Annotated in this window: 8 protein-coding genes; all 8 read left to right on the forward strand. The window is 65.8% G+C overall.

Features of this window, described 5'->3' with window-relative positions; all coding sequences use genetic code 11:
* Positions 1–48 precede the first annotated feature (48 nt).
* The 8 genes from LZ605_RS00950 to LZ605_RS00985 all read left to right on the forward strand — a co-directional run bounded on the left by LZ605_RS00950 (position 49) and on the right by LZ605_RS00985 (position 13177).
* A complete protein-coding gene (locus LZ605_RS00950; RefSeq protein WP_249843495.1) occupies positions 49–1086 on the forward strand; it encodes a LacI family DNA-binding transcriptional regulator in 1038 nt (345 codons plus the stop codon).
* 76 nt (positions 1087–1162) lie between these two features.
* Positions 1163–4219, forward strand: coding sequence for a TonB-dependent receptor (locus LZ605_RS00955; protein WP_107230942.1), 3057 nt, complete (start codon positions 1163–1165; stop codon positions 4217–4219).
* Positions 4220–4462: 243 nt separating this feature from the next.
* A complete protein-coding gene (locus LZ605_RS00960; RefSeq protein WP_249843496.1) occupies positions 4463–6067 on the forward strand; it encodes a glucoamylase family protein in 1605 nt (534 codons plus the stop codon).
* A 4-nt stretch (positions 6068–6071) separates the two neighbouring features.
* Positions 6072–7412: a sugar ABC transporter substrate-binding protein gene (locus LZ605_RS00965; RefSeq protein ID WP_249843497.1), complete on the forward strand. Its 1341-nt coding sequence runs from the start codon at positions 6072–6074 to the stop codon at positions 7410–7412.
* Positions 7409–8290 (forward strand): carbohydrate ABC transporter permease, encoded by an 882-nt coding sequence (locus tag LZ605_RS00970; protein ID WP_249843498.1) that lies wholly within the window; start codon positions 7409–7411, stop codon positions 8288–8290. Before LZ605_RS00965 ends, LZ605_RS00970 begins: the two co-directional genes overlap by 4 nt.
* Positions 8287–9123, forward strand: coding sequence for a carbohydrate ABC transporter permease (locus tag LZ605_RS00975; protein ID WP_057495576.1), 837 nt, complete (start codon positions 8287–8289; stop codon positions 9121–9123). Before LZ605_RS00970 ends, LZ605_RS00975 begins: the two co-directional genes overlap by 4 nt.
* Positions 9120–12287 carry a discoidin domain-containing protein gene (locus tag LZ605_RS00980; RefSeq protein ID WP_249843499.1) on the forward strand — a complete coding sequence of 1056 codons (3168 nt, stop codon included), beginning with the start codon at positions 9120–9122 and terminating at the stop codon, positions 12285–12287. The genes LZ605_RS00975 and LZ605_RS00980 overlap by 4 nt, the downstream gene beginning before the upstream one ends.
* A gap of 2 nt (positions 12288–12289) precedes the next feature.
* Positions 12290–13177, forward strand: coding sequence for an endonuclease/exonuclease/phosphatase family protein (locus LZ605_RS00985; protein ID WP_249843500.1), 888 nt, complete (start codon positions 12290–12292; stop codon positions 13175–13177).
* Positions 13178–13181 lie beyond the last annotated feature (4 nt).

A 13181-nucleotide genomic window follows, 5' to 3' on the forward strand; every position in this document is an offset into this window, starting at 1 on the left:
CCAGATGGAAACGCTTACATTCCGCGCCAATGCTGGTAGGTCCAAGCCGTGGAGGGCGGCTTCGTGAACAAGGCAGCTATCACAATCAAAGACGTCGCTCGCGAAGCCCGGGTCTCCGTGGCCACGGTATCGCGTGCGCTCAACGGGCATGAAAATGTCGCCGAACCGGTCCGCCAGCTTGTGCTGGAGGTGGCCGCCCGGCTGCGTTACACCCCGCACGCCGCCGCCCGCAGCCTGAGCAGCCGCCGCACCAACACGGTGGGCGTGGTGCTGCCCGACCTGTACGGCGAATTCTTCTCCGAGCTGATGCGCGGCATCGACAACGTTGCCCGCAACCGCCGCCAGCACCTGCTGGTGTCCAGCTACCACGGCGACCAGGAGCAGCAGGGCGCGGCCCTGCGTGCCATGCGCGGCCGGGTTGACGGGCTGCTGGTGCTCTCGCCCTATGCCGAAAGCCCGGGCTTCCTGACCGACAACCTGCCGCAGTCGCTGCCAACGGTGTTGATCAATACCTACCTGCCCACGCAGGAACACCCGGTGTTGAGCATCGACGACCACGCCGGTGCGATGGCCATGACCGGCCACCTGCTGGAGGCCGGTCACCGCCGCATCGCTTTCATTTCTGGCCCGGACCTCAACTTCGACGCGCGCGAGCGCCTGCGCGGCTTCCGTGACGCGCTGGCGGCATTCGGCAGTGGCGCCGAAGGCATCGAGCTGCCCGGTGATTTCGACGAAGCTTCCGGCCACCGCGCCGGTCAGGAGTTGCTGGCAGCCGGAGCGCTGCCCGATGCCGTGTTCGCCGCCAACGACATGATGGCCCTGGGTTGCCTGTATGCGTTCACGCAGGCTGGGGTCCATGTGCCGACCGATGTCGCCCTGGCCGGTTTCGATGACATTCCACTGGCACGTTTCGTCCACCCGTCGCTGACCACCATGCAGGTCAGCATCGCCGAGCTCGGCGATCGGGCCATGACGCGCCTGATGCAGTTGATGGACGGCACCTCCACGGATGGGACAGGGGACAAGCAGACCCTGGTTCCCCGCTTGATAGTTCGCGATTCCACCACTCCGCCATCCGGCCGTTGAAGCCAGAGGCGTTCCTTCTTTTTTGATTGATCGCAGGGACCGCGCGAGCGGTCACCGCCACCCGGAGATTGAGTTGATGATGCATACCACTTTCCGCACGCCGGCACGCCGGCTGCTGAGCACCGCACTGGTCAGCTGTCTGATGCTGGCTGCGGCCCCCAACGCCATGGCGCAGTCGGCCAACGCCAGTCTGCGCGGCCAGGTTGCCGGCGCCCAGGCTGGCTCTGAAGTCACCGCCACCAATGTGGCCACCGGTACCGTCCGTCGCGGCACCGTGCGTGCCGATGGCAGCTACTCGCTGATGGGCCTGGATCCGGGCACCTACGACGTGGTCGCCAACGGCCAGACCCAGAAGGTCACCGTCACCGTGGCCTCGACCGCCACGCTGAACTTCGCCGGTGCTGCCAGCAGCACGCCGGGTTCGACCGCGGCCACCAACCTGGACACCGTCAACGTCGTCGCACCGACCCTGCTGCAGGAAGTGCGCACCTCTGAAGTCGGCAAGACCGTCAGCCTGCAGCAGATCCAGACCACCCCGCAGGTGTCGCGCAACTTCCTGGAGTTCGCCGACGCGGTGCCGGGCATGATCTTCACCCGCGACGCCAAGGGCAACACCTCGCTGCGCGGCGGTGCCACCAATGCCGACGGCACCAACGTGTACATCGACGGCGTGGGCCAGAAGAGCTACGTCAAGGGCGGCGGCGTGGCCGGCCAGTCCGGCAGCGCCGGCAACCCGTTCCCGCAGCTGGCCATCGGTGAATACAAGGTCATCAGCGGCAACTACAAGGCCGAGTACGGCCAGGTGTCGAGCGCTGCGGTGACCGCCGCGACCAAGTCCGGTACCAATGAGTTCAAGGGTGAGGCGTTCTACCGCTACACCGATGAAGACATGCGCGCCAAGACCCCGGCCGAGCGCCAGGGCGGCAAGGACAAGATGGTCTCGGCCGAGAAGGAATACGGCTTCGCGCTGGGCGGCCCGATCGTCAAGGACAAGGCCCACTTCTTCGTGACCTACGAAGCCAAGCGCTTTGACCTGCCGGTCACCATCGCGCCGGACGGCGCGGTCACCGGCGCTGCCGGCCTGCTGCCGCCGGCCGGTGCTGCCGGCCTCGGCCCGGCCAGCCAGCCGTTCCAGCAGGACCTGATCTTCGGCAAGATCGACTTCGAGCCGACCGACAACGATCGCATCGAACTGACCTTCCAGGACCGCGACGAAACCCAGTCGCAGTTCAGTGGCCAGACCTCGCCGGAAGCCGGCCGTGAAGTGGTCAACACCGACCGTCGTTACGCGCTGCGCTGGAACCACAGCGGTGAGCGTTACTACAACGAATTGATGGTCACCCACGAAGATTCGTTCAACAACCCGACCCCGCTGACCCTGGCCAACGGCATCACCTACACCGCGCCGGACGGTCCGGAAGACCGCACCGTGGTGAAGATCGGTGGCGCCTCGGCACTGGATTCGCAGGTGAAGGGCCAGAAGGGCTGGTCGATCGAAGACAACCTGACCCTGGATGGCATCCAGTGGGCCGGTGACCACACCATCAAGATGGGCGTGAAGTACAAGCAGATCGACCTGTACGCCTCCGATGCGGCGCAGATCAACCCGACCTTCACCTACAGCCTGGGCGATCCGGACTTCCCGGATTCCATTCCGTACAAGGCGCAGTTCGTCAAGCCGGTGACCGGCGTGTCGGGCGTGTCCGGTGAAGTGCGTTCCAAGTCCAAGCAGTACGGCGTGTTCATCCAGGACGACTGGCAGGTCAATGACCACCTGCAGATCAACCTCGGCCTGCGCTGGGACTACGAAAAGACCCCGTCCTACCTGGACTTCGTGACCCCGCAGCAGGTGGTCGACGCCATCTACTCGCAGGATCCGCGCGCGCCTGCCGGCCAGACCTATGCCGATTCGCTGGCACTGGGCGGCCTGGACATCAGCGACTACATCAGCAACGGCCACAACCGCAAGGCGTTCAAGGATGCCTGGCAGCCGCGCCTGGGCTTCTCGTATGACATCAACGCCGACGAGCAGCACGTGATCCACGGTGGTGCCGGCCGTTCCTACGACCGCGACCTGTTTGACAACCTGCAGCTGGAAACCACCAAGCTGGCCCTGCCGCAGCCGACCATCTACTTCCGCAACCCGGCCACCGGCACCTGCATCAACGGCCAGGCCGCCTGCTACGACTGGAACCCGAACCTGCTCAACGGCATCGGCAACCTGCAGTCGCTGGTTGGCGCGACCAGCAATGCCGGCCTGGAAGTGGACCTGCTGAACAACAAGCTGAAGGCCCCGTACTCGGATCAGTTCAGCCTGGGCATGAGCAACCAGATCGGTGACTGGCTGACCGATGCCACCATCGCCCGCACCCTGAGCTACGACGGCTTCGCCTTCACCCTGGGCAACCGTTACCCGACCGGCCAGTTCTTCGATGACCCGCGCCTGTGCGGCGGCACCGACCCGGGCCTGAGCCAGGCCTGGAGCTGCAACGTGCCGGGCTTCGGCAGCCTGATCATCGGCCAGCAGGGCATCAAGACCCGTGCGACCCAGGTCCTGCTGTCGGCGCAGAAGCCGTTCACCAAGGAAAGCGGCTGGGGGACCTCGATCGCCTATACCTGGACCACCGCGCGCCACAACCGCGACATCAACGAGAAGTACGCCTTCGACCGCGGCCTGATCGGTGACTACCCGACCATCCGCTCCAACGGCGCGCCGCGCCACCGCCTGGTGGTGACCGGTTCGTACGCCGGCTTCTGGGGTATCACCTTCGGTGGCAAGATCACCCTGGCTACGCCGACCGCCGTCAATGACTGGTACCCGGTGATGCAGGCCAGCGGCTACACCCTGCCGACCCCGCAGGCGGCCGTGCCCAATGCCACCGGCAAGTTCCTGGTGGGTGGCAAGATCTTCGGCTACCGTTCGGTCGACCTGCAGGCGACGAAGACGTTCAAGATGCCGGGCGATACCGAGCTGTACGCGCGTATCGACATCATCAACGTGTTCAACTTCGACAACTTCTCCACCTACAACTACGTCAAGACCAACGGCAAGCTGCAGGCCAGCTACAACGAGACCGGCGAGATCATCGGTACGCCGCGTCAGGTCAAGGCCGAAGTGGGCTTCCGCTTCTAAGCCCGGGCGTTGATGCATGACCCGATGCCGCCGGCTCGCTGGCGGCATCGGTGAAAACGGCAATGGCCGGCCTGGTGCCGGTCCATTGCCCACACCGCTGCCGGGCAGAGGGCAGCGGTGTGGGCAATGATCGCGGTGTCAAACCACGTTTTTCGTGGTTTTTTAAGAACGCATCTTGTAAACGATTTCAGATCATTGGACGGTATGCTTTCCCATCGATCAGACCACCGGAGGAACCGCGCCATGCAGGCACGCCATCTGTTGTCCGCCGCCGCGCTGAGCCTGGGCGTGGCCGCCTGCCAGCCGGCCCAGCAGGAGCCTGCCAAGCCGCGCCCACCGGTGATCCTGATCGAGGCTGACGCACCGCCGCGGCCGATGAAGCCGGAGCTGCCGCCGCTGTTCGATGACATCGAGCGGCGCACCTTCCAGTTCTTCTGGGACACCACCAACGAAGTGAACGGCCTGACCCCGGACCGCTATCCGTCGCGGCCGTTCGCCAGCATCGCCTCGGTCGGCTTCGCGCTGACTGCCTATCCGATCGGCATCGAGAACGGCTGGGTCAGCCGCAACCAGGCGATCGATCGGACGCTGACTACGCTGAAGTTCTTCCGCGACGTGCCGATGGGCCCGCAGCGTACCGGCAAGGCCGGCTACAAGGGCTTCTACTACCACTTCCTGGACATGCAGCAGGGCCGACGCTACGACAGCTGGGTCGAGCTGTCCTCGGTGGATACCGCGCTGCTGATGATGGGCGTGCTGTTCGCGCAGTCCTACTACGACGGTGACGACCCGCGCGAGAAGGAAATCCGGCAGATCGCCGACGCCCTGTACAAGAAGGTCGACTGGCCGTGGCTGCAGCAGCGCGCGCCGCTGATCTCGATGGGCTGGTTCCCGGAGAGCGGCTTCATCGACCATGACTGGATGGGCTACAACGAGGCGATGATGGTCTACATCCTCGCCCTGGGCTCGCCCACGCACCCGGTCAGCCCGGACGCATGGACGGTGTGGACGCGCACCTATGACAACGACTGGGGCGTCTACCAGGGCCAGGAATACCTGTCCTTCGGCCCGTTGTTCGGCCACCAGTACAGCCATGTCTGGATCGACTTCCGCGATATCCAGGACGGGTACATGCGCGAACGCGGCAGCACCTATTTCCTCAACAGCCGTTCGGCCGCGCTGGCCCAGCGCGAGTACGCCATCGCCAACCCGATGCAGTGGAAGGACTATGGCGAGAACGTCTGGGGCCTGACCGCCAGCGATGGCCCGCAGAACACCACGCAGGAGTACCGCGGCGAGCAGCGCCAGTTCCGCCACTATTCCTCGCGCGGCGCCGGCCTGCGCGAGAACTTCGATGACGGCACGATCGCGCCGACCGCGGCGATCGCCTCGGTGGTGTTCGCACCGGAGCAGGTGATTCCGGCCACGCTGGAGATGCACAAGCGCTACGGCGACTACATCTATTCCAGCTACGGCTTCCTGGATTCGTTCAATCCCAGCTTCAACTACGACATCCCGATCAAGACCGGCCGCGTGGTGCCGGATCGCGGCTGGGTCGCCAGCGATTACATCGCCATCGACCAGGGCCCGATCCTGACCATGATCGCCAACTACCGCAACGACTTCGTCTGGGAAGTGATGAAGAAGAACCCGTACATCCGCAAGGGTCTGGAGCGGGCCGGGTTCAGTGGCGGCTGGCTGGCGCCGGAAGGCTCGTTCCAGCCGCTGGAACTGCAGAAAGACGAAAAGGCCGCGGCGGCACGCGCGGTGGGTATCGCCGAATCACGCGCGGCTGCCGCGCAGGAACAGAAGAACAATGCCAACCGCAACACAGGGCAGGGGAAGTAACCCGGTGCCGAACTGGATCGACCGCCTGCGCCGCTGGGCGCTGCCTGCCCTGGCCGCCCTGGCCGTGGCCGGCTGCGCACGCACCGAGCCGGGTACCACCACCGTGCGCTTCTGGGCGATGGGCCGCGAAGCGGAGGTGGTCAGCGAGCTGATCCACGAGTTCGAGGCAGAGAACCCCGGCATCAAGGTGGATGTGCAGAACATCCCGTGGACGGCAGCGCACGAGAAGCTGCTGACCGCGTTCGCCGCCGACGGCCTGCCCGATGTCTGCCAGCTCGGCAACACCTGGGTGCCGGAGTTCGCCGAGCTCGATGCGCTGACGCCGCTGCAGCCGTTTGTCGATCACTCGGCGGTGGTTGATGAAAAGGACTACTTCCAGGGCATCTGGGATACCAACGTGATCCATGGCGAGCTGGTCGGCGTGCCGTGGTACGTCGATACGCGCCTGATCTACTACCGCAAGGACCTGCTGGCCAAGGCCGGCTACGACCACCCGCCGCGTACCTGGGCCGAGTGGGACCAGCAGATGGCGGCGATCAAGCGCATGCAGGGCCCGAACCGTTACGCGGTACTGATGCCGATCAACGAGTTCGAGCAGCAGCTGTCGCTGGCGCTGCAGCAGCCCGACCCGCTGCTGCGCGACGACGATACCCGCGGCAACTTCGCCAGCCCGGGCTTCCGCCGCACGCTGGCCTTCTACGCCAACATGTTCGAGCAGGGCTGGGCGCCGAAGATGTCCGAGACACAGATCTCCAATGTCTGGGACGAGTTCTTCCGCGGCTTCAACGTGTTCTACATTTCCGGCCCCTGGAACATCCGCGAGTTCAAGAAGCTCCAGCCGAAGGAACTGGAAGGGCAGTGGGGTACCGCGGCCCTTCCCGGCCCGGATGGCCCCGGTGCCGGCATCGCCGGTGGCACCAGCCTGGTGATCTTCCGCAAGTCGCAGCAGAAGGAAGCGTCGTGGAAGCTGATCGAGTTCCTGTCGCGGCCGGCGATCCAGGCGCGTTTCCATTCGATCATCGGCGACCTGCCGCCGCGCCGCAGCACCTGGAGCGCGCCGTCGCTGGCCAATGATCCGCTGGCTGCGGCGTTCCGTGACCAGCTGGAGCGGGTGAAGCCGACGCCGAAGGTGCTCGAATGGGAGCGCATCGTGCAGGAAATGCGCATCGTCACCGAGAAGGTGGTGCGCGGTGGCCTGGCGCAGGACAAAGCGGTGGAAGAGCTCGACCAGCGCGTGGACAAGGTGCTGGCCAAGCGCCGCTGGATGCATGAACAACAACGCCTGCAGCAGCGCGCACCGTCGTCGCAGTCCAGCAGTGCCGTGGCCGCCGGGAGCGCACAATGAAACGTACTTCGCTTGCCGGCTGGATTTTCGCCGGCCCCTCGCTGATCGTGCTGGGCGTGTTCTTCGGCCTGCCGGTGGCCTCGGCGCTGGCGCTGAGCGTGACCGACTTCGACCTGTATGCGCTGGCCGACAGCAGCAACCTGCGCTTTGTCGGCCTGGGCAACTACGTCGAGCTGCTGCAGACGCCGATGTTCTGGAAGTCGCTGTGGAACACCACCTACTTCGTGCTGATCGGCGTGCCGTTGTCGATCGGCGTGTCGCTGGGCGCGGCAATGCTGCTCAACGCCCCGGCGGCGCGCTTCAAGGCCCTGTTCCGCACCGCACTGTTCGCCCCGGTGGTGACCACGCTGGTGGCGGTGGCGGTGATCTGGCGCTACCTGTTCCATACCAGCTACGGCCTGGTGAACTATGGGCTGGGCCATCTGGGCATCAGCCCGATAGACTGGCTGGGTGACCCGAACTGGGCGATGCCGACCATCATGCTGTTCGCGGTATGGAAGAACTTCGGCTACAACATGGTGATCTTCCTGGCCGGCCTGCAGGCGATCCCGCATGACCTGTACGAGGCCGCGCGCATCGACGGCGCCTCGCGCTGGAAGCAGTTCCTGCACATCACCCTGCCGATGCTCGGGCCGGTGCTGCTGGTGGTCGGTGTCATTACCGTGTCCGGCTACTTCCAGCTGTTCGCCGAGCCGTACGTGATGACCCGCGGCGACCCACTGCAGAGCACCGTCAGCGTGCTGTATTTCATGTTCGAGGAAGGCTTCAAGTGGTGGAACCTGGGACGCGCCTCGGCGGTGGCGTTCCTGCTGTTCCTGATCATCCTGGCGGTGACCACCGTGATGCTCCGCTTTGGCCGCAAGAGGCAGTTGGTATGAGTCGTGAAATCGGCCAGTCGCGCTGGTACCCGTGGATGATCAATGGCGCGTTGCTGGTGCTGGCCCTGGTCAGCCTGGCGCCGCTGCTGTGGATGGTGTCGGTCTCGTTCATGCCGCAGGGCGAGGCCAGCCATTTCCCGCCGCCGCTGCTGCCTTCGAGCATCACCACGCACAACTACCATGAGCTGTTCGCACGTACTGGCATGGGCGGCAACTTCGCCAACAGCCTGCTGGTCTCGCTGGCGATCACCTTCGGCTCGCTGCTGCTCAACACCATGGCCGGCTATGCCTTCGCCAAGCTCAACTTCGTCGGCCGCGAGCGCCTGTTCCAGGTGTTGATGGCGGCGTTGGTGATTCCGGCGCAGGTGGCGATGCTGCCGCTGTTCCTGCTGATGAAGCAGCTCGGCCTGGTCAACAGCTTTGGTGGCGTGATCGTGCCGGCGCTTGCCAGCGTGTTCGGCATTTTCCTGGTGCGCCAGTACGCGCGCTCGATCCCGGATGAACTGCTGGAGGCGGCCCGCATCGACGGGGCAGGGGAGCTGCGCATCTTCTTCCAGATCGTGCTGCCGATGCTCAAGCCGGTGCTGGTGACCCTGGCGATCTTCACCTTCATGGGCGCATGGAACGATTTCATGTGGCCGTTGATCGTGTTGACCGATCAGGAGCACTACACTCTGCCGGTGGCGCTGGCCACCCTCTCGCGCGAGCACATCATGGACGTGGAAATGATGATGGCCGGCGCGGTGGTCACCGTGGTCCCGGTGCTGGCGCTGTTCCTGGTGCTGCAGCGGTACTACATCCAAGGTCTGTTGCTGGGGAGCGTCAAGGGATGAAGCGAGTGATCGCCGTTGGACTGGGCCTGTTGTGGACTTCCCTGGCGATCGCCGCACCCCCGGCGCTGCCGGCACCGAAGGTGCTGGACGACTTCGACGACATCGGCGCCTGGAAGCTGGTGCTGTCCGACCAGGTCAGCGGTTCGCTGCGCCCGGTCAGTGGCGCCGGCGGTGGCCGCGCGCTGTGCCTGGACTACGACTTCCATGAGGTTTCCGGTTACGTCGGCATCCGCCGCGCGCTGGACATTCAATACCCGGCCAACTACCGTTTCGGCTTCCAGCTGCGCGGCGATTCGCCGGCCAACGACCTGCAGTTCAAGCTGATCGATGCCAGCGGCGACAACGTCTGGTGGGTCAACCGCCCCGGCTACAGCTTCCCCAAGGCGTGGACGCCGGTCGAATACCGTCGACGCCAGATCGACAAGGCTTGGGGGCCGTCGCCGGAGAAGGAGCTGGCGCGCAGCGCCGCCGTCGAGTTCACGATCTACAGCAAGGTCGGCGGCCGTGGCACGGTGTGCTTCGACAAGCTCACCCTGCAGGGCCTGCCGCCGCAGGACGATTCGGCGCTGGTGCCCTCGGTGATTGCCGATACCGCCACCGCGCTGCAGGACCGCATGATCGACGGCAAGAGCGATACGTTCTGGATCAGTGGCGGGGTCAAGCAGCAGACCATCAGCCTGGACCTGCACAAGAGCCGCGAGATCGGCGGTGCAGTGATCGACTGGCTGCCGAACCTGGAAGCGCGCCGCTATACCGTGCGTACCTCGGAAGATGGCCGTGACTGGCGCACCGTGCGCGAGGTGACCAGCGGTGCCGGTGGCCGTGACTGGCTGGCGCTGCCCGATACCGATGCGCGCTACGTGCGCTTCGATCTGCAGGACGGCCCGAACTGGCGCTACGGCATCCGTGACATCGCACTGAAGCCGCTGGCCTTTGCCGCAACGCCGAATGCCTTCCTGTCCTCGGTGGCCGCCGACCTGCCACGCGGATCATTGCCGCGCGCCTATGTGGGCGAACAACCCTACTGGACCCTGCTCGGCCTCGACGGCGGCCAGGAACAGGCGCTGATCAGCGAGGACGGCGCGCTGGAGCCGGCCAAGGGCAGCTTCAGCATCGAGCCGTTCATCCGCCTCGATGGCAAGCTGCTGGACTGGTCCAAGGTCGCCATCACCCAGTCGCTGCAGGACCATTACCTGCCCATCGCCAATGTCGACTGGGTGCATGAAAAGGTCGGGCTGGCGGTGACCAGCTTCGTGCAGGGCACCCCAGAGCGCGCGCAGCTGATCGGCCGCTACCGGTTGAGCAACCCGGACAAGGTGGCGCACGAATACACCCTGGCACTGGCGATCCGCCCGTGGCAGGTCAATCCGCCCACGCAGTTCCTCAACACCGTCGGTGGCTTCAGCCGCATCGATGCGCTGGATGTCGGCGATCAGCTGGTGCGGATCAACGGCGAGCCGCGCGTGTATCCCCTGCAGGTGCCCGACGCGCGCTTTGCCAGCACCTTCGACGGCAAGCTCGATGCGATGCACCTGGCCGACGGCAAGTACCCGGCCACTACTGCAGTGAAGGACAGCACCGGCATGGCCTCGGGTGCGTTGCTGTACACCATCAAGCTGGAGCCGGGGCAGAGCCGGGAAGTGGCGGTGGTGCTGCCGCAGACCGGTGGCTGGGCACCGAAGGCGCTGGACGTGGCCAAGGCGCAGGCGCAGGTGGCCGAGCAGTGGCGGCAGAAGCTGGGCGTGGTCTCGCTGCAGGTGCCCGCCGCAGGCCAGGCGCTGGTCGACACCCTGCGCACCGCCGTCGCACACATGCTGATCTCGCGCGTTGGCCCGCGCCTGCAGCCCGGCACGCGTTCGTATGCGCGCAGCTGGATCCGCGATGGCGCGATGATTTCCGAAGGCCTGCTGCGCATGGGCCGCAGCGACGCGGTGCGTGACTACATCAACTGGTATGCGCCGTTCCAGTTCGACAACGGCAAGGTGCCGTGCTGCGTCGATGCGCGCGGCAGCGACCCGGTGCCGGAGAACGACAGCCACGGCGAGCTGATCTACAGCATTGCCGAATATGGACGCTATACCGGTGACAGCACCTTCGCCGAGCTGATGTGGCCGCATGTGCAGGGCGCCTATACCTACATGGAGCAGCTGCGCGCCAGCGAGCGCACCGAAGAGAACCGTGCGCGCAACCCGGCCTTCTACGGCATGATGCCGGCCTCGATCAGCCACGAAGGTTATTCGGCCAAGCCGATGCATTCGTACTGGGACAACTTCTGGGCGTTGCGCGGCTACAAGGACGCGGCGCTGCTGGCGGCCCAGCTGGGCAAGGTCGAGGCGATGCAGATGGCCGAATCGCGGGACCAGTTCCGTGATGACCTGCAGGCGTCGCTGCTGTCGGCGATGCAGCAGCACCACATCGATTACCTGCCGGGTTCGGCCGAGCTGGGCGATTTCGATGCCACCTCCACCACCATCGCGCTGGCGCCGGGTGGCGAGCAGGGCCGCCTGCCGCAGCAGGCGCTGGAGGCGACCTTCGAGCGCTACTGGAAGGAGTTCGTGGCCCGCCGCGACGGCAAGCGCGAATGGAAGGACTACACCCCTTACGAGTGGCGCAATGTGGCCGCGTTCGTGCGCCTGGGCTGGCGCGATCGTGCCTGGCAGGCCACCGAGTTCTTCTTCAGGGATCGCGCGCCGCAGGCCTGGAACCAGTGGGCTGAAGTGGTCTCGCGCACGCCGCGCAAGCCGTTCTTCGTCGGTGACCTGCCGCATGCCTGGGTGGCGTCGGACTTCGTGCGTTCGGCGCTGGACATGTTCGCCTACAACCGTGACATGGATGATGCACTGGTGCTGGCTGCCGGCGTGCCGACGTCGTGGCTGCAGGGCGAGGGCATCGCCGTGCAGGGTCTGCGCACGCCGCAGGGCCAGCTCAACTACCGCCTGCAGCGCAGTGACAAGCAGCTGGTGCTGGAGGTGCAGCCGGGCCTGCTGCCACCGGTCGGCGGCGTGGTGCTGCCGTGGCCGTACGCCGGTGATCCGGGCGAGGCGACCATCAACGGCGAAGCGGCCGAGTGGATCAACAGGGAGCTGCACGTGCACCAGCTGCCGGCGCGGGTCGAAATCGATGTGCCGAGCGCGGTGCGCCGCGCCGAACGCAAGGGGCAGTAACCATGAGGGAGCAGGGGGCGAGGGCGCGCGCATCGGTGCGCGCCCTGGGGCTGGCGATTGCGCTGGCATTGCCGGGCGTTGTGCTGGCGGCCGAGCCAGCGGCCACGACTGCGGCGACCGACGTTGCCAGCGCTGCGGGCATGGGCATGGTCACGTTCAACCTGCACCATGACCGCGAGGACTGGCCGAGCCGCCGCCGCACCATTCTGGCCGAGCTCAAGCGCCTGCAACCCGATGCGGTGGCCCTGCAGGAGGTGATCCAGCGCCGCAACGTGCGCAACCAGGCCCAATGGCTGGCCAGCCAGCTGGGCTACCAGTATGTGTTCGTGTCGACCGATCCGGTCGGTGCACCCAAGCGCTACGGCAATGCGTTGCTGACCCGGCGCCCGATCCTGGCGCGCGGCGATCATCTGCTGAAGCCGCTGGACGACTACCGCACGGTGGCGCACCTGCGCATCGACGTCGATGGCGCGCCGGTGAACGTCTATGCCACGCATCTGAACGAGCGCAGCGACGAGAACGGCCAGCGCATCCGCCGCACCCAGGTGGAGGACCTGCTGCGTTTCATTACCGAAACCTCGGCCGGTGCGCCGGTGGTGATCGCTGGCGATTTCAACGCGCTGGTCGATGCCGGCGATCTGAGTGAGTTGCGCAGCCATTACGGCGACAGCTACGGCAGCGTGCACGTCAACACCGATCTGGCCGGCGTCAGCACCTTGAACCGTCACTATTACCAGGCGCCCTCGCGCATCGACCACATCTTCTTCCAGCAGGACGCGATGGTCGCGCGCGAAGCGAAGATCCTGTTCGATCAGCCCGACGACAGCGGCCGCTGGGCGTCGGACCACTACGGCGTCTGGACTCGGTTGCAGTTCGCCCCCAAGCCCTGAGCAA

Source organism: Stenotrophomonas maltophilia (assembly GCF_023518235.1).
Taxonomy (GTDB): domain Bacteria; phylum Pseudomonadota; class Gammaproteobacteria; order Xanthomonadales; family Xanthomonadaceae; genus Stenotrophomonas.